Origin of the sequence: Enterococcus phoeniculicola ATCC BAA-412 (assembly GCF_000407505.1) — a bacterium.
GTDB lineage: Bacteria > Bacillota > Bacilli > Lactobacillales > Enterococcaceae > Enterococcus_K > Enterococcus_K phoeniculicola.
In genome coordinates this window covers 1276895-1291688 of sequence record NZ_ASWE01000001.1, presented here as the reverse complement: position 1 = coordinate 1291688, position 14794 = coordinate 1276895, and the positions used below count along the sequence as shown (strand labels likewise).

30 protein-coding genes are annotated in these 14794 nt (G+C 35.1%); 5 read left to right on the top strand and 25 right to left on the bottom strand.

Annotated elements, in window-relative coordinates:
* Position 1 precedes the first annotated feature (1 nt).
* The 16 genes from I589_RS05995 to I589_RS18680 all read right to left on the bottom strand — a co-directional run bounded on the left by I589_RS05995 (position 2) and on the right by I589_RS18680 (position 6396).
* Complete coding sequence (locus tag I589_RS05995) at positions 2-247, bottom strand: hypothetical protein (protein ID WP_010769009.1); 246 nt, start codon at positions 245-247, stop codon at positions 2-4.
* Positions 244-636 carry a hypothetical protein gene (locus I589_RS05990; RefSeq protein WP_010769010.1) on the bottom strand — a complete coding sequence of 131 codons (393 nt, stop codon included), beginning with the start codon at positions 634-636 and terminating at the stop codon, positions 244-246. The genes I589_RS05995 and I589_RS05990 overlap by 4 nt, the downstream gene beginning before the upstream one ends.
* Positions 629-1081, bottom strand: a complete 453-nt coding sequence (locus tag I589_RS05985; RefSeq protein ID WP_010769011.1) for a hypothetical protein — start codon at positions 1079-1081, stop codon at positions 629-631. The genes I589_RS05990 and I589_RS05985 overlap by 8 nt, the downstream gene beginning before the upstream one ends.
* Positions 1074-1493 carry a YopX family protein gene (locus I589_RS05980; protein WP_010769012.1) on the bottom strand — a complete coding sequence of 140 codons (420 nt, stop codon included), beginning with the start codon at positions 1491-1493 and terminating at the stop codon, positions 1074-1076. Before I589_RS05980 ends, I589_RS05985 begins: the two co-directional genes overlap by 8 nt.
* Positions 1490-1672, bottom strand: coding sequence for a hypothetical protein (locus tag I589_RS05975; protein ID WP_010769013.1), 183 nt, complete (start codon positions 1670-1672; stop codon positions 1490-1492). Before I589_RS05975 ends, I589_RS05980 begins: the two co-directional genes overlap by 4 nt.
* A 15-nt stretch (positions 1673-1687) precedes the next feature.
* Positions 1688-1813, bottom strand: a complete 126-nt coding sequence (locus I589_RS18685) for a hypothetical protein (protein WP_010769014.1) — start codon at positions 1811-1813, stop codon at positions 1688-1690.
* Position 1814: 1 nt separating this feature from the next.
* Complete coding sequence (locus I589_RS17755) at positions 1815-2429, bottom strand: hypothetical protein (RefSeq protein ID WP_010769015.1); 615 nt, start codon at positions 2427-2429, stop codon at positions 1815-1817.
* An 11-nt stretch (positions 2430-2440) separates the two neighbouring features.
* Positions 2441-2824 (bottom strand): hypothetical protein, encoded by a 384-nt coding sequence (locus I589_RS05965; RefSeq protein WP_010769016.1) that lies wholly within the window; start codon positions 2822-2824, stop codon positions 2441-2443.
* Between the two features lie 28 nt (positions 2825-2852).
* Positions 2853-3446 carry a DUF5052 family protein gene (locus I589_RS05960; RefSeq protein ID WP_010769017.1) on the bottom strand — a complete coding sequence of 198 codons (594 nt, stop codon included), beginning with the start codon at positions 3444-3446 and terminating at the stop codon, positions 2853-2855.
* An 18-nt stretch (positions 3447-3464) separates the two neighbouring features.
* A complete protein-coding gene (locus I589_RS05955) occupies positions 3465-3671 on the bottom strand; it encodes a hypothetical protein (RefSeq protein WP_010769018.1) in 207 nt (68 codons plus the stop codon).
* 19 nt (positions 3672-3690) lie between these two features.
* Positions 3691-3861: a hypothetical protein gene (locus tag I589_RS05950; protein WP_155854205.1), complete on the bottom strand. Its 171-nt coding sequence runs from the start codon at positions 3859-3861 to the stop codon at positions 3691-3693.
* Positions 3862-3893: 32 nt separating this feature from the next.
* A complete protein-coding gene (locus I589_RS05945) occupies positions 3894-4187 on the bottom strand; it encodes a hypothetical protein (RefSeq protein WP_010769020.1) in 294 nt (97 codons plus the stop codon).
* On the bottom strand, positions 4180-4932 hold the full coding sequence (locus tag I589_RS05940) for a helix-turn-helix domain-containing protein (RefSeq protein WP_010769021.1): 753 nt from the start codon (positions 4930-4932) through the stop codon (positions 4180-4182). The genes I589_RS05945 and I589_RS05940 overlap by 8 nt, the downstream gene beginning before the upstream one ends.
* 13 nt (positions 4933-4945) lie before the next feature.
* On the bottom strand, positions 4946-5749 hold the full coding sequence (locus tag I589_RS05935; protein ID WP_010769022.1) for a tyrosine-type recombinase/integrase: 804 nt from the start codon (positions 5747-5749) through the stop codon (positions 4946-4948).
* A 297-nt stretch (positions 5750-6046) separates the two neighbouring features.
* Complete coding sequence (locus I589_RS05925) at positions 6047-6268, bottom strand: hypothetical protein (protein WP_010769023.1); 222 nt, start codon at positions 6266-6268, stop codon at positions 6047-6049.
* A complete protein-coding gene (locus tag I589_RS18680) occupies positions 6265-6396 on the bottom strand; it encodes a hypothetical protein (protein WP_010769024.1) in 132 nt (43 codons plus the stop codon). The genes I589_RS05925 and I589_RS18680 overlap by 4 nt, the downstream gene beginning before the upstream one ends.
* A gap of 69 nt (positions 6397-6465) precedes the next feature.
* On the opposite strand from I589_RS18680, the gene I589_RS05920 reads away from it, so the two are divergent.
* Positions 6466-6819 (top strand): hypothetical protein, encoded by a 354-nt coding sequence (locus tag I589_RS05920; RefSeq protein WP_245561663.1) that lies wholly within the window; start codon positions 6466-6468, stop codon positions 6817-6819.
* Here the strand turns inward: I589_RS05920 and I589_RS05915 are convergent.
* Genes I589_RS05915 through I589_RS05900 form a run of 4 tightly spaced genes read right to left on the bottom strand, consistent with a single transcriptional unit; the run spans position 6803 to position 8118 of the window.
* Positions 6803-6985 carry a hypothetical protein gene (locus tag I589_RS05915; RefSeq protein ID WP_010769026.1) on the bottom strand — a complete coding sequence of 61 codons (183 nt, stop codon included), beginning with the start codon at positions 6983-6985 and terminating at the stop codon, positions 6803-6805. The genes I589_RS05920 and I589_RS05915 overlap by 17 nt on opposite strands.
* 12 nt (positions 6986-6997) lie before the next feature.
* Complete coding sequence (locus tag I589_RS05910) at positions 6998-7699, bottom strand: Rha family transcriptional regulator (protein WP_010769027.1); 702 nt, start codon at positions 7697-7699, stop codon at positions 6998-7000.
* 12 nt (positions 7700-7711) lie between these two features.
* Positions 7712-7921, bottom strand: coding sequence for a hypothetical protein (locus I589_RS05905; RefSeq protein ID WP_010769028.1), 210 nt, complete (start codon positions 7919-7921; stop codon positions 7712-7714).
* Between the two features lie 11 nt (positions 7922-7932).
* Entirely contained in the window at positions 7933-8118 is a 186-nt protein-coding gene (locus I589_RS05900) for a helix-turn-helix domain-containing protein (RefSeq protein WP_010769029.1), read from the bottom strand.
* A 316-nt stretch (positions 8119-8434) separates the two neighbouring features.
* Between I589_RS05900 and I589_RS05895 the strand changes: the two genes are divergently transcribed.
* From I589_RS05895 to I589_RS05880, 4 genes are all read left to right on the top strand, one after another.
* Complete coding sequence (locus I589_RS05895) at positions 8435-8794, top strand: helix-turn-helix domain-containing protein (protein WP_010769030.1); 360 nt, start codon at positions 8435-8437, stop codon at positions 8792-8794.
* An 8-nt stretch (positions 8795-8802) separates the two neighbouring features.
* Positions 8803-9228, top strand: a complete 426-nt coding sequence (locus I589_RS05890) for an ImmA/IrrE family metallo-endopeptidase (RefSeq protein WP_010769031.1) — start codon at positions 8803-8805, stop codon at positions 9226-9228.
* A gap of 75 nt (positions 9229-9303) precedes the next feature.
* Complete coding sequence (locus I589_RS05885) at positions 9304-9615, top strand: hypothetical protein (RefSeq protein ID WP_010769032.1); 312 nt, start codon at positions 9304-9306, stop codon at positions 9613-9615.
* Positions 9616-9736: 121 nt separating this feature from the next.
* Entirely contained in the window at positions 9737-10861 is a 1125-nt protein-coding gene (locus I589_RS05880) for a tyrosine-type recombinase/integrase (RefSeq protein ID WP_010769033.1), read from the top strand.
* A gap of 136 nt (positions 10862-10997) precedes the next feature.
* Here the strand turns inward: I589_RS05880 and rplS are convergent, their stop codons facing one another.
* From rplS to I589_RS05855, 5 genes are all read right to left on the bottom strand, one after another.
* A complete protein-coding gene (gene rplS / locus I589_RS05875; RefSeq protein ID WP_010769034.1) occupies positions 10998-11345 on the bottom strand; it encodes a 50S ribosomal protein L19 in 348 nt (115 codons plus the stop codon).
* 266 nt (positions 11346-11611) lie between these two features.
* Positions 11612-12349 (bottom strand): tRNA (guanosine(37)-N1)-methyltransferase TrmD, encoded by a 738-nt coding sequence (gene trmD / locus I589_RS05870; RefSeq protein ID WP_139242876.1) that lies wholly within the window; start codon positions 12347-12349, stop codon positions 11612-11614.
* On the bottom strand, positions 12339-12863 hold the full coding sequence (gene rimM, locus I589_RS05865) for a ribosome maturation factor RimM (RefSeq protein WP_010769036.1): 525 nt from the start codon (positions 12861-12863) through the stop codon (positions 12339-12341). The genes trmD and rimM overlap by 11 nt, the downstream gene beginning before the upstream one ends.
* Positions 12864-13001: 138 nt before the next feature.
* Positions 13002-13463, bottom strand: coding sequence for a GNAT family N-acetyltransferase (locus I589_RS05860; RefSeq protein WP_010769037.1), 462 nt, complete (start codon positions 13461-13463; stop codon positions 13002-13004).
* 212 nt (positions 13464-13675) lie between these two features.
* Positions 13676-14530, bottom strand: a complete 855-nt coding sequence (locus I589_RS05855; RefSeq protein WP_010769038.1) for a hypothetical protein — start codon at positions 14528-14530, stop codon at positions 13676-13678.
* Positions 14531-14794: the final 264 nt, after the last annotated feature.

The following is a 14794-nucleotide window of genomic DNA, read 5'->3' as shown; positions in this document are numbered from 1 at the left end:
TTCAATCACCTGTACCATAAAAATTTTTAACTAAGTTTCCAATCATTTCAATTCCTTCAAGCAGTGACTTGCGTTCATTGCCTTGAAAGGTCGGGAATTGAGTATCTTCGATAACCCTGTTCCATTTATCCCATTCTTTATCGATTAATTGAATCAATTTATCTCTATTTTCCACTTCTGCTTGCAGCAAAAGCAATAATTCTTGTTTCGAACATTTAGAAAGCTTTTTGCTAGATTGGTAAATCATTCCGTCTCACCCTCCTGTTCATCATCACTGAGTATCCATTTTCTTTCAGCAGTACCGAACCATAAATAATCCGTGTTAATATTTAGAAAGTTATAGACTAGGTAAGCCAAATCTAAAGTTCCCGCATCTTCCATGCGACAATATGTTAGATATTCGCTCATAGTGGGACATAAAAATCTTGGAGAAATCATAGCCCAACAATTAACCGTACATAGAAATTCATTTAGCTTCTGAACATTTTCTGCTGTTTCAGAAATCAGAACATACTCTAATTCTCCTCCTGTGACAGAACTGTCTAAAACTTCAAATTGATTAAGAAAAGGAATGACGTATGATTCAAGCATAAACGTTTCATTTTTTTGTTTTTTCAATAAGTTTGAATTAATCATGCTCTTCCTCCTGTTCCTGCGCTTGTCTGAGATATTCCTGAACTAATCCGATTTTTTGTATTTTATTTAAACTTTGATAAGCAGCTTCTACGCAACTTAACTCTAAATCAGGAAAATACTTGCTTGGCGTGCCTTCCAAAAATAAATCTGAAATCGGTTCTAATGGATCGTCCGTCTCGCACTCTGTTTCTTTCATCCAAAGTAGTAATGCCTGCTGATTATCGTTGAGCTGTGGTTGTTCATCTTCAAAAGATTTTATGACATTTTCCGCCAGGTCCATGCATTTGTAGAAATATTTTTCTCCCAATCGGTCATCTAGCATTGTTCCTGCCTCAATATCTTCGCCTGCCACGATTTCATTCGTTTCTGCGATAATTTCCTCATTTCCATTGCAATCATTTTCATAAACAAATTCATGGAATAGTTTACTTAATTTTTCACTCACTCGTTCCACTCTCCTTTAACATATTAAACTGATCAATAACATTCCCAGTAATTTCAATAAATTGAAATCTATTCAAAAATTCGTGAGCATTCCAGTTATCAAACATAATGCACCCATTGAGCCAATAAACTAGACCTTTAAATGTCTTCTCAGACAATCTGTCAACGGCTTGCCAATAGTCGCCTATGCATATTTCCTTGTCGTTCCTATCTATCAATCCTGTGTATTGTCCTACACTTTCCTCTGAAACTTGAAATATTCCACCTTCTGTATATAGATAGACTTCTTTTGAATATCCGACCTTTTTTGAGTATTCCTCTGATAATTCCACAACAGCAACACCAAATCCGGTTAGCCAGCGATCACCTATTGATGGATCAACAGGCTTGCCCCTAAACTTAATCTCTCTCATGTCAGTCCTCCTGATTTTTCCATGAACCGAATATAATTTTCACATTCTTTTTCTTGTGCTACTTCCCACTCTTTTTCTGAGTATTCTTTTCCACATTCATCACATACTAGTTTTCCATTAATCAGAGAACATTCGTCACCACATTTAAAACATTTTGGACAATCATAGTCTTCTCTCATATCAGTCCTCTCGATTTATTTACAATCTCTACAGCTTGTGCCTTGCTCAAATTTCCTTTTTGAGACATTAACTAAGTCTGTGAGTTCTGTTTCTGCTACTTCTTCGGCTTTTTCTTCTTTTTTGCTTAGAAACTTAAACATGTCAGTCCTCCACTTTAATTTCTTCGGTTCCTTCAATCGTGTAACAACTTGGCATATAATTGTGACGCTCAAACCATTCTAAAATCACTTTTTCTAATTCGTCTAAATGGTCTTTACTGACATCATCTAAATAGTCATCAGCATATTCTCCGCATTGGTCATACACATTTCCGCTTGCGGCTTCTAGTAGTCCATCAGTATCTATATATAACGTCGGTATCATGCATTGACCGACAGCAAAGGTGGTAATCTTCTCGTTTTCATCTGGATAAAAACCGAGAATATCTTCTATGTCATTTGTTTCACCATTTCTTTCAAAATTCTTAATTGCTTGATTGGCTGCAAGTATAGCTGAGTCTTTTGAATTAAAATATTCGCACGCTCTCCAATAATCTGTATCTACATTTCGAGCACATACCCATTTTCCATGACGAGTTACCTCAGTCTTTTCAACCAGTTCAACTTCTACAATTTCATCAGCAAACAATTGCATTTTATTTTCTGCTGTTGATTTTTTGCTAAATAAGCAAGTTTTATCAAGTTCAGTATTCCAATTTCCATCTGGAAAATGTTTGTATCTATCACCGCTTTTTATTGCGTAATATTTTTTTCTCATTTAATTTCCTCCTAATTCTCAGTGCAAGCAATCACATATACGCCCACGCCTTGCTTTTTAATGACGTCTGAAAATGAAGTCCATTTACAAACCTCTCCGTTGAAAATTCCGAATTGCCCGAAAGAAACTTCATCAGCTGGAAGCAAAGTTATCTTGCCATTTCTCACGTCTAGCTCTTCCTGCTCCGTCACACAATCACTGTCCCATAAGCCGTCTTTACTGATATTACATTCTTCAATGTCCTGTAAATACTCTATTTCCAAACTATCTTGACTGTCATATTCTACAAGAGCGTGTAATAGAGTTGGTGCTGCAATCCATTGATATTCATCCACTCTAAACACTCTCATGTCTTCGATTTCATATTCGTTTAATGATCCTATTTCTACTGTCATTGTATTTCCTCCTATCTTTTCGAATACCCTACATAATTAAATCCAAATCATAAATCGTATAGTCACATCTATAGATGAATAAGTATTGCCCATCTACTAACAGACCTGTACTTTTTGGTACATCAGTTTTATATAGTGATACATTATCTCCTGCGTACGTTGCTAACGGTGTTCCATTCTGGCTTCGAATTAAAATTACTTTTTGTTTTCCTGTGAACGAGTTTCTAAAATCATTTACTAATGAATTTATGATTGGAACACCACGCTGCATATTTTGAATATCTACGGTTTTTGCATATTCATCAAATACATTTTCTAACCCTTTTTCTGCAATAATCATCGATGATCCTACATGATGCATTTCTTTTTCTCCAATGGTAATTTGAATTACTGACGAGTCTTTACTTTCAAGTTTAGAATCAAAGGTAGAGTCGCGTTCTATCATAATTGATTTCCCTATGATTGAATCAATAAGTTGACTTTCTTCATCATAGGTCTGAATAGTCATTTCTAATCCTTTAAAACTCTCTTCAAACCCCTTAAACCACATTGATAAATCTTGACACCCTGATAGTACAAATATAGATATCGTCAAACTGATTAATACTAATTTTTTCTTCATTTTATTTCTCCTATTCATTTAATCTTCTAGCTCTTCAAACAAAATCGCATAATCGTCAATGTTTAAGTCTTCAGCTATACTTTGAATTTTTTTAAGACTCACATTTGGATAAATACCTTTTTCCATGTTTATCTCTCTGCTACCAATCAAATCAGCCCAGTTACACTTTTTATTTTTCCGATGCCAATCAACATTGCTCCAGAACACTTTCATAATATCCGACAATATAATCACCTCAATTTATTTATACCTCTTCTAAAGTTTTCAGTGGACAGACAGTTTGTTCATCTAAAATTAGTTGTCTATCTTCATCACGCTGATCTACGCAGCAGATTATTTTTACATGTACAGAGTTTTCGTATACATTCAAAACTTGACATCTTATCTTGTTGATAAAACCTCGTGGTTTGCCCATGTATATTCCTCCGACCTTAACTTCCTTTTTTCTCATACCTTCAATCTCCTATAAATATCTTTGGCTTCATCATAAAATTCTTCTGGTGAGATTTTTAGCACTTCGCTTGTAACAAATGACAATTCACATTTATGGGCTTCAAATTGCCTGTGAAGACGAAAATACTGTATAAATATCTTCTTTCCTTGTTCATCAGATTCACTTCCACCAGCTCCGGTATGTTGCTTCATTTTTTCTAAGAGGAAGAATAAACACTCTTGTTCTTCAACAGGCAAAACACTTTGTACTTGTTTCATAGCGCCGAAAAATTTAATTATTTCAGTCAAACGCTTTTTCCTCCTCAGTTATTGAAATATCATAAGATTTTCTTTCTGGTGGTTTATATCCTGGTTGTGCCCAATCTGGCAATTTTTCTCGCCTAACATTTTTTTGATAACCGTTTGTCTGTTTAATTGGTTTCGATGTCTCTCTCTTAGCCCAATTTCTAATAGTTGCCAAATAGTTTTTATAAGTTTTGCCTGTCGATGCACAGTATTCTGATAAACGTTCAATTCGTTCTTGCCAATCAGAGGAAAATTCTTTTTGAAGTTTTTCCATATCTTCATCACTTAACAAGACATTTTGATACTCTCCGTACTTATGACGAGTAGACTTAGCCTTCGATTTTTTCGGAGGCGGTAACTCTTCTTTATATTCTTTTGTATTATTAATTGTATTATTAATAAGTGTATTATTATCTTTGACTTTTTCGTCAATAGGGGTATTGTCTTTTTTGTCAATAGGGTATTGATTAATTCGTAGGTACCTATTGATTATTTGGTTAGTACCCTCTTTATATATAATTTCCCGATTTAAATATCCATAATCAATTAGTTGACCAATCCATCTGCTTATTGTCTCTTTGTTGACACTATATAAACTGGAAAAATAATCGTTGCTAGCCCAACAAAATCCTTTTTCATTGCATAATGCAGTAACTTCTCCATAAAGTAGCTTAGCGTTTGGTTTAAGTCGCTTATCATATCGAACATCAGCCGGGATAATTGCATAATAACTTTTATGCTCAGTCATGCTTTATTATCTCCTATACATTTTTTATTGTTCTAAATCGTTCACCTAACTCGTTAGTACTTAGTTTTGTATAAATCGTTGTCGTTGCAATGTTTTCGTGCCCTAACATCTGTTGTAATTCCGTTGAGTCTCCGCCTTGAGAAATGAATTCTTTCGCAAAATAATGTCGAAATGAATGGGGATAAACCTTATCTTTCCGAACCTTTGCACGCCCAGCAATCGACTTTAAATTAGTTCTATATGTTGCTTGATTCTTATAAAAAATCGTTTCTTCGATTCTGTTTTCTGAACAATACTTTTTCAATTTCTTTTTTACAAAAACTGGAATTGAGATTGCGCGTATCTTTCCTTTGTTTTCAACATTTTGAAGGCTGCTATCTAAATCACTAGCCCTTAGCTGACATAATTCAGTGATTCTAAGCCCTGTGTTAGCGATTGTCAGCATAAACAGATACATTTCTTCACTTGCCGCTTTAAGCAACTTACGGTACTCTGAGCGACTAATAGACTCACGATGTTCATTTGTCTGATTTTTAATTAACTTCAAAGTTAAGTCTTTTCTATCAAGCCAATTAAAATAAATATTAATTGCAATGATCTTTTGATTGATTGTCTTTGTCTTATAAAATTTACCTTTGCTGTACTCTGTTGTTCGCATGAAGTCTTTAAAAGTAATCATGCTTTCTTTGGATAAATCAAGATTATTCCCAAGTAAATAATTGTTTACTTGTTCAAGTGTATTCATATAATTCTTTATCGTGTTTGGACGAATTTCATTTTCAACGAGATACAATTTATACGCTGCTAAATCCAACAAGTTTCTTCTCCTCCTCTTTGCGAATACGTAATATAATCGCAAGTAGCACTTAACGCTTATAGCCCTACTCCCTCAACGGTTACAAGAGTTTTTCTATTTTTGTTAAAATGTGCTATAATAGTTGTAAGAGAATATTACTTTTGCGACTTACTGCTGGCCGGCGTGGTCGCTTTTTTTCCGCATTTTGGACAATACGGACCATTCCAATTCATCGTGAGTTTCTCTTGCTTCTTATTAAGCTTGAAGCCGAATCTACAGTTTCTACAAATATACTTATGCCGATTAACAATTCTTTCTTTAATTATTTGAATCAGACTCATACTCTTCCTCCTCTACGTAGTTCTTTCTACCCTCAATCAGAGAGTGTAAATACAGTGCTGATACCGCTAAGTAAGCCCCTAAGAAAACCATTAACAAGTTACTTGTAAATCCGCCAGAAGCCCACACTCCTAATACAAAATAGGTCATGGCCAAAAAGTAATTTTTTACTTTGTTTTTACTGAATGTAATATATTTCATTTGATTCCCAACCTTTCTTTCTGTTGTTTGATATATTTCAACGCTTTTCTAATTGGTTCAGGTTTATCATTTTCTTTGTGCCATTCTGCAGTCATAGTTATGTGTGCTTCTAATATTGAATCAATCATGCTATTCATCCTTTCGTTTGGTATAATTTCCTTATCAGCAAGTGGTCTGTTGAAATAACTGATAAGGTGGTGAATATATTGGATAATTTAACTAACGAAGCTAAGTTTCTTTTAACTTCAATGTATGACGTCTATTTAAAGAAAAGGAAAAACAAAGTTATTCGTAAAGATGCAATGTTTTTTGGAAACTTGGAAGACATTCATTCATCAATCATGCCTAAATGGCAAATAGAAGATGTAAAATCTGTGTGTCTTGAACTAAAAAAACATAAGTTTATTTCTGGTACTCAAGCATCAAACACAATTTTGTTTATTACCTTGACCACTGAAGCAATAGCTAGTCTTGAAATTACTTTTGGTGATAGAGCCAATAATATTCTTGAGTTTTTAGCCAAAATCAAGAATGCTATTCCTTTTGCATAAATCCAAATGGATCTGCTGCTAAATCAGATATTTTTTTTTCTAATTCAAGAAAAAGCTTTCTATTTTGCTCTAGTAATTTCCTAGTTGCCTTAGTATCTTCTGCCAAAGTACTAAGGTTTTTTGCTATACTTTCTGTCGCAATTGCAATTCGTTCTTGTATATCCACTGTATCCACCTCCTATGCAATATCCTCATTATCAAGTTCCATTTGACGTATGATCGTTCTTGTCGCTGTGCTAGGTTCCCAGTCATTGATATATTCCATCACTTGTTCGTAATGTTTCTTTCGTAGTTGCGTTCTGCGCCCTACACCAGTGATTTGCTTAACACCGCCATTAATATCTTTAAACAAAGCGCTACGACCTTTTCGAGTAGTGATACCATATGCTTTTGCGACTTCTGAAACACGTTTGTTTACTCTGTCTGAAACTGTGTTGTAATCGCCGACGGCAAGCACGGCATCCTCTTTTAGATAGAGTACATCGTCAGCTAGTGCATCTACACGCTCGTTTGTTTCTTCGCTCGCTGCGAGTGCTAGTTTTGCTAAGCCGCGCGGCGTAGTGTCAATTTGTACTTGCTGTTTGATGTGATTTTCCATTTGGTTGAAGCGGCTCACATATTTAGCTGTAAATTGAACACCTTTAGGTCCAGTTAATTTATTAGAAACCATTTCGCAACCTTGTTTGGTTAATAGATAATTTGGTCTCATTTGATTATTTGAATCTTTATAGGTTGATTCAATAAAGAAATCGCCCGAGGGAATTTTCCCTTCGGCTAAATAACTGATATAAATTCGAATAGATTTCATCAGTTCACCGTTTGTCGTACCAATCATTTCTGCTACTTCGTTACTTGTTAGTGTTTGTTGTAGTTGGTTCATCTGTGTTCCTCCCTAAATTATTTGATAATGTAATCGTTCTGCAGATTGTTCTTTCAAAAACTGTTCATATAAATCGATATCTACATATATTTCATTTTTCGTTGGTGCAATATAGCCTTTTCGAAATTTCGATTGCTTGAATAAGTTGATCCGTCGATGATACGTTGATTCCGAATATTTATACTTTTCTTTGAATTCTTTCTTTGAAAGTGTTCCGTCCATCGTTATCCCCCCTATCTAATATTGAGTATTTTTTTAATTGTGCGAATATGCTCTTGTGCTTTTTCACCATCACGCTTTCCGTTTACGATATCGGACATATACGGGCTAGATATCCCTATTTCCGTAGCTAACTCTTTAAATGTCATTCTCCGTTTTCGCAATTCATTCCGAATTTTTAAATCTAAGTTTTCGCTCATTAATCTCACTTCTTTCTATTTATATATTTTATAAGCTAACTATTTAGCTAAAATTATCAAACTGCCATTGACTTTTTCTAACTCATATCATAAAATGTATCCATAGCTAAATAAAACTATAAAAACCTTTTAATAAACATTTCTAAGTTTGCCGACCGTGAAAATATTATTTTTGAATGGTTCTCTTTAGTTTATATTTGCTAAATAATTAGCTTATGAACATATATTACTAACTTATATCATAAAAGTCAAATTATTTTTCTAACTTTTATTATAAATAACGTTCTCTTAAGCTGAAATATGAAGGTGTAACGCTATGCTAGAAAGAATAAAAGAACTATGTAAAAAGCATGATATGAATGTCTATCAACTTGAAGAAGCACTGGGATTTGGAAGAAACACCATTTACCAATGGAATAAACGTACACCTGGTGTCGACAAATTAAAACAGGTAGCAGATTACTTTAACGTAACTACCGATTATTTATTAGGTAGAAATCAAGCTCCTATGTGGGCAGAAAAATCTGATTTGATTGAATTAGACAAGATGTTAGATTCTAATGTTAATATGGCTTTCAATGGTGAAAACCTTACTGCAGAAGAAAAACAAAGAGTTAAAGATATACTTACTGGGTTGTTTTGGGAGTATGCAGAAAAAGATAAAACAAAGAAGTGAGGTGAGCTATGGACACTTTAGAATTAATTTTCCAATTAAAAAAAGAAGCAAAATCTTACAATCCATTCTTAATTTGCGAAGCTTTAAATATAGATATCAAATATGTTCCCTTTCTTGACAATCCAAAAGGTCAGTTCCAAAAAATATTGAATCAAAAAGTAATCCTGCTTTCTGATGATTTGAAGGAATCGCAAGAAAGGTTCTATATCTGCGCGCACGAGTTAGGTCATGCAGTATTACATAGAGATACTTCTAACTATTATGTATCTAATCAAAAGGCACGTAGTAAATCAGAAAGCGAGGCAAATAGGTTTGCTACTAGTTTAATTTTGAATCTGTATAAGGAGGACCTTGGCGTCTACCCAAGAGAATTTAAAACGTTACAACTACATTACGGTGTCCCATCAAAATCTGAGCGATTTTTATTTGAGTAAAATTAATGGCTTTTAAAGCTATTATTATTTTTTTGCAATTGAATCGAACGTGCATTCGAAAAAGGAGGAGCAATAATGCAATTTAAAGAATTCCAAGAATGGTTAGAAACTAATTCAACTTCTAAAGAGGTATTTTTGAGTAAATGGAGTGAATCACAGGCTGAAAAAAATAAAAAACGACAGCCTAAAAAAAGATGGGATGAAAAGAAAGTTTTGCGATCAGGCACTGAAGAATGGAAACGCGCGGTTACTGGTGCATATGAAAAAATCAAAGCTCAAAAAGGAGTACCTAAGTTCAACGGGTATCAAATTTGGACTGATTTTATAGATGAAATAGGATTTGTAGAAATGTTTGATGATAGTATCAATGAATTAGAATTTGAATAAATTAAAGACGCACCTCTCGCCCCTACTAAAGATTGAGAAATGCGCTATTGAGAAGAAACATAAACAAACAATAAGCTTATTTAGTCATGCTTATTGTATCAAAAAACAGGAGCTGATACAAATGTGGATTGAAGAGTTGCCAGATGGCAGATTTAAATACATCGAGCGATACGAGGACCCGTTGACAGGGAAACTAAAACGTGTTTCCCTGATTGGTCTAAATAAGACGAGACAAACACAAAAGGAAGCTATGTACATCTTAAATAATAAGATTGCTGATAAACTAAATGAGTTGGAAAACACTTTGCCGGAAATTACGTTCATCGATTTGTATAAAGAATGGTATGAACGCTATAAAAAGCAAGTAGCAGAAGGAACTTACCTCCCGACAAAAAACTTGATGAAAGCCGTGATTGCTGATGTGGGTGAAAATACATTGGTGTCTAGAATTGACGATCGTCTGCTTGGTGATATCTTAGACAGATATTTATACGAGAAAAATCTTTCGAATAAGTATGTAAGCATTATTAAGACTAAAATCAATCTTGTATTAAAATATGCTATTAGAAAAGGATATATTAACGCCAACCCCCTAGACAAAGTCGAACTAAATTTTAAAAAGGAATTTAAAACGGCGAAAATTAAAGATAAATATTTGGAGGATACCGAATACAAATCGCTTATTGATTTTACCATGAATCATAATGAACGATATGGATTGCTGTTTCAGTGGTTGTATTTAACAGGAATGCGACCAGGTGAAGCTACAGGCCTTTTAAAGTCGGATGTGGATGTCGAGAACATGATGGTAGACATTAACGGTACATTGTTAACCAGAGAGCGTAAGGTATCGGAGATGGTTAAATCAAACAGAACAAAAACAGCAGCAGGTATGCGAAAAATCGATTTGTCTACAAAGACCATAGAAATATACAATAGATTGCTAGAATTGAATCTCACTGGGGATTTCCTTTTTCAAACAAGCCGAGGAACCCCTATTTTGATCACTGCAATAAATACGTATCTTAAAAATCATAAAGTCGATATGGGAATCAATCCAGAAAAAAGCTTAAGCTCTCATATTTTTAGGCACACACACATTTCTAAGTTGGCTGAAATTGGAACGCCAATGTATGTGATACAAGACAGAGTCGGTCATGAAGACAGTAAATTGACCCAACAAATTTACTTGCATGTCACTGAGGGAATGCGCGAAAAATTACAGAGTGATCTAGAGCTTTTATAAAAGCTTGCCCCTTTTTTGCCCCTTTTAGGTATACAGAGACAAAATACTAGCTCTCACTGCCTTAAATATATAACGAAAGACAAAAAGAAAAACCCTTGAATTAACAAGGGCTTTCGTTTCATTCGATAACAATAAATTAACGACGAATTTCTTTGATACGAGCTGCTTTTCCGTGTAATGCGCGTAGGTAATAAAGTTTCGCACGACGAACTTTACCAAAGCGAACCACTTCAATTTGAGCAACACGTGGTGTGTGTAATGGGAAAGTACGTTCCACACCAACACCGTTAGAGATTTTACGAACTGTGTAAGTTTCGCTGATTCCAGCACCACGGCGTTTAATTACAACACCTTCAAATAACTGGATACGTTCACGAGTACCTTCGACAACTTTCGCATGAACACGTACAGTGTCGCCAGGACGAAACGCTGGAATATCGCTACGTAATTGTTCTTGTGTTAATTCTTGAATTAATGGATTCATTTCTTTCTTCTCCTTATTCCAAACATTCATATGGTCATGACCACAGCGGAATATCGTAATAGTTAAGTGCTTTTGCACTCACCAAAATAGTTTATCATAGCTTTTATGTACTGTAAAGGGATTTTTCTTTATAGTCCAGTTTCTGTTTACAAAAATAGTTTGCTAGCTGCGTAAAAAGTCCTAATTTCATAGCCAGTCGCAGTATTTTTGCTTTAAAAGAATAAGACTATCCCTTCCACGCTACGAAAAGGATAGTCTTGTTTATGTCACTCTTCTTCTTTTTTTACTTCTTCTAACAGTTTTTTCATCTCGTCTGTCATCTTCAGCTTTTCTAGCATATCTGGTCGACGCAGATAGGTTCGTCGTAAGGATTCTTTTAGCTGCCACTGTGCAATTAGTTTATGATTCCCATTGGTTAATACTTCGGGAACCTTCATTCCGTTAAATTCCGCCGGACGTGTATACTGTGGATGCTCTAGTAGCCCAGTTGAATGAGAGTCAGTTTGAGCAGAGGTATTGTTTCCCAACACATCTGGGAGTAAACGAACAGTGGCATCAATCATGACCATCGCTCCCAGCTCTCCGCCCGTTAGAACATAATCTCCTAAAGAAACCTCATCTGTTACAAGTGAACGGATTCGTTCGTCGTAGCCTTCATAATGACCGCAGATAAATACAAGATGCTCTTCACTAGAAAATTCTTCGGCCATTTTTTGATCAAATGGTTTTCCAGCAGGATCCAATAGAATAACTCTTTTTTGTGCAGCCGATGTTTCCTGATCAATGGCTTTTAGATTGTCGTAGATAGGCTGAACTTTTAGAAGCATACCTGCGCCGCCACCGTAGGGATAATCGTCAACTGCTTGATGTTTATTGTCTGAAAACTCGCGGAAATTTGAGACATTAATTTCTAATAAGTTTTTTTCTACCGCTTTTCCAATAATTGATTCGCCCATAGGACCTTCAAACATTCGTGGAAATAAGGTGAGGATATCAATTCTCATCATCTAGCAACCCCTCTGGTAGTTCAACATAGACAATTCCCTTTTCCAAATCGATTGTTTTTACAACAGAATCAATATATGGAATTAAGATATCTTTTTTCTTAGGACGCTGAACAACCCAGACGTCATTTGCACCAGGAGAAAGAATTTCTTTTACTTTTCCTAATTCAGTTCCCTCTTCGTCAAGAACGACTAATCCGATTATTTGATGATAGTAAAATTCTCCTTCATTCAAATCAACTAAGTCATCTTTAGACACCTTTAAAATACCATCACGATATTTCTCTACGTCATTAATGTTGGGGTGACCTTCAAAGCTAAGAATGTTAAAATTCTTGTGTTTTCGATGGCTTTTAACAATTAACTTTACAGGTGCTTTATTCTCTTGAAATAAGAGTAAAGTAGCTCCCTTTTTATAACGCTCTTCTGGGAAATCTGTTTGCGAGATGACACGAACCTCTCCCTTTATTCCTTGGGTATTTACAATTTTTCCTACATTTAAATATTCAGTCAAAAAAGTTTCCTCATTTCTTAAGTTGTCCGGTTTATTTTAGCATGAGTTTTCGTGGAATACTACGCAGTTTTGCGTATATTGATAATGAAAGACGTTATTCCAGCTTGCTCAACATGGTTTGCTGCTCTTTGACATTCCTTACACACAACGAATTAGCTGTAGGCAAGGATTCTCACTACCCCATAGCTCTGGAAAAATCTCCACATCAATAAATCCGTTCTTATGATAAAACGCACGTGTATTTTTATAATAAGAATCGGGGTGGGTATCTGCTAACGTTTTTACCTGAAGAAATAAAAGATGATTTTCACGACACCATTGAAGCGCTTCTTCGATTAATTGATGACCCACTCCTTTTCGATGTGCCGATTTCAAAACGCCCATACAGTCGATTTCAGCTGTTTGTTGGGCTGTTTTTTTGATAGATAAGAAACCAACTACCTCATAATCGAATTCGATAAACAAGGTATCAAATTGCTTCGTATTATCAATGTATACTTTTGTTGATTCAGGCAGACAAAACCATTCAGGTAAATCAGCCAAAATTTTGCTTGCTTCTTGCTGCCGTTTCGTTTTATCTGTTTCCCAATAAGCTTGCATAGTGCCTCCTATATATGAATTCTTTTCTTCATTATAACAGATTTCTAAAAACGATGTGTTAATCCATTGGGGCGAGAATGTTACTTTCTATTTTGCTGTCATTGCTGTACAGCTTACAGCTTTCTTTCTACAAAAAAATCGTATGTGACCACTCCCTTCAAAGCGTTTATCCAGGCTCTTTGAAGGAGTGATTCACGATACGATTTTTCTAATTATTGATTCATTGAAACAGCCATTTCTAGTGCGCTCATTGGGTCTTGATGTGTGACGGTATACACAACAGAACCTTCCTGCCAAACGACTTGATTTGCCTTAGCTCCTGTATTGTTTAAATCCAGCGTGATTTGACCACTGTTTTTTGGTGCAGGGAGAGCTGCTTTTTCTAAGTAGGCTACGACTTGTTTTGCTAATGTTTGTGGCTCTTGCCCTTCCACATTACTTGCGCGAACGACTAAGTTCCAGTTTCCTTCTTTCCAAGAAAGATAACTTGAACCAGCTGCCCCTTGTTGATAACCTGTAATACCAGAACCTAAATCAACCTTTGTTCCCCCATTATCACTGATAGGGTTTACTGCTACTTTAGCTTCCTCTTTGCTGTTGAATGTATTTTTTAGATAAGAAGCAACTGGCGTTTCGAGGTTCAATTGTTTTGAGTTCAAAACTAGAGAGCTGTCTAAAGCAAAATATAATACAGAAAGTTTTTGATTATTTCCATCTGCTGCAATATTTAAATAGCCATCACCGATTGGAACAATTGCCGGAAGAAGTACTTCAGGATAAGCTGAGTTTAATTGTGCTTGTGCGTTGGTTCCTTCTTCTGAACTTGACGTGCTATTTGTTGAAGTAGAAGTTTGAGAATTTGTTGTTGAGCTGTTCTTTGATTCACTACTTTTTTCGGATGTTTCGCTTATCGCAGTAGACGTAGAGCTAGTAGATGTAGTACTTGTCTGACTAGTTGTACTTACGACGGATGTGTTACTTGTCGATGAATTTTTTGTGTCGCTAGGTTTTCCACAAGCGCCTAAAATAAATGGAACAAGTAAGAAAAGTAGAAAAGTCTTTTTCATTGAGAACGCCTCCTTCCCCTAATTATACCCTTTTTTATTTTAAGAAAAAAGAAAAACACTCAGCCCACCTACGTAGTGTGGAATCTGTATGCAGGAATACCAGAAAATTTAAATCGAATAAAAAATTTGAATAGTTATTGAAATGTGGTCATTACAGCGTTTTTTCCTGCTAAATCACTGTGTATTTTTTTTAAAACAACATTTTTTTATTTCTAACTAAGTAATTATCCGTTACAAAAATTTGTTTTTTTAACAATAAAAAAA

Coding starts and splice junctions, on each gene's coding strand:
- I589_RS05995 (WP_010769009.1), bottom strand. CDS start 247: ATGATTTACCAATCTAGCAAAAAGCTTTCTAAATGTTCGAAACAAGAA.
- I589_RS05990 (WP_010769010.1), bottom strand. CDS start 636: ATGATTAATTCAAACTTATTGAAAAAACAAAAAAATGAAACGTTTATG.
- I589_RS05980 (WP_010769012.1), bottom strand. CDS start 1,493: ATGAGAGAGATTAAGTTTAGGGGCAAGCCTGTTGATCCATCAATAGGT.
- I589_RS05975 (WP_010769013.1), bottom strand. CDS start 1,672: ATGAGAGAAGACTATGATTGTCCAAAATGTTTTAAATGTGGTGACGAA.
- I589_RS18685 (WP_010769014.1), bottom strand. CDS start 1,813: ATGTTTAAGTTTCTAAGCAAAAAAGAAGAAAAAGCCGAAGAAGTAGCA.
- I589_RS17755 (WP_010769015.1), bottom strand. CDS start 2,429: ATGAGAAAAAAATATTACGCAATAAAAAGCGGTGATAGATACAAACAT.
- I589_RS05965 (WP_010769016.1), bottom strand. CDS start 2,824: ATGACAGTAGAAATAGGATCATTAAACGAATATGAAATCGAAGACATG.
- I589_RS05960 (WP_010769017.1), bottom strand. CDS start 3,446: ATGAAGAAAAAATTAGTATTAATCAGTTTGACGATATCTATATTTGTA.
- I589_RS05950 (WP_155854205.1), bottom strand. CDS start 3,861: ATGGGCAAACCACGAGGTTTTATCAACAAGATAAGATGTCAAGTTTTG.
- I589_RS05940 (WP_010769021.1), bottom strand. CDS start 4,932: ATGACTGAGCATAAAAGTTATTATGCAATTATCCCGGCTGATGTTCGA.
- I589_RS05925 (WP_010769023.1), bottom strand. CDS start 6,268: ATGAAATATATTACATTCAGTAAAAACAAAGTAAAAAATTACTTTTTG.
- I589_RS18680 (WP_010769024.1), bottom strand. CDS start 6,396: ATGATTGATTCAATATTAGAAGCACACATAACTATGACTGCAGAATGG.
- I589_RS05910 (WP_010769027.1), bottom strand. CDS start 7,699: ATGAACCAACTACAACAAACACTAACAAGTAACGAAGTAGCAGAAATG.
- I589_RS05905 (WP_010769028.1), bottom strand. CDS start 7,921: ATGGACGGAACACTTTCAAAGAAAGAATTCAAAGAAAAGTATAAATAT.
- I589_RS05900 (WP_010769029.1), bottom strand. CDS start 8,118: ATGAGCGAAAACTTAGATTTAAAAATTCGGAATGAATTGCGAAAACGG.
- I589_RS05895 (WP_010769030.1), top strand. CDS start 8,435: ATGCTAGAAAGAATAAAAGAACTATGTAAAAAGCATGATATGAATGTC.
- I589_RS05890 (WP_010769031.1), top strand. CDS start 8,803: ATGGACACTTTAGAATTAATTTTCCAATTAAAAAAAGAAGCAAAATCT.
- I589_RS05885 (WP_010769032.1), top strand. CDS start 9,304: ATGCAATTTAAAGAATTCCAAGAATGGTTAGAAACTAATTCAACTTCT.
- I589_RS05880 (WP_010769033.1), top strand. CDS start 9,737: ATGTGGATTGAAGAGTTGCCAGATGGCAGATTTAAATACATCGAGCGA.
- rplS (WP_010769034.1), bottom strand. CDS start 11,345: ATGAATCCATTAATTCAAGAATTAACACAAGAACAATTACGTAGCGAT.
- trmD (WP_139242876.1), bottom strand. CDS start 12,349: ATGAGAATTGATATCCTCACCTTATTTCCACGAATGTTTGAAGGTCCT.
- I589_RS05860 (WP_010769037.1), bottom strand. CDS start 13,463: ATGCAAGCTTATTGGGAAACAGATAAAACGAAACGGCAGCAAGAAGCA.
- I589_RS05855 (WP_010769038.1), bottom strand. CDS start 14,530: ATGAAAAAGACTTTTCTACTTTTCTTACTTGTTCCATTTATTTTAGGC.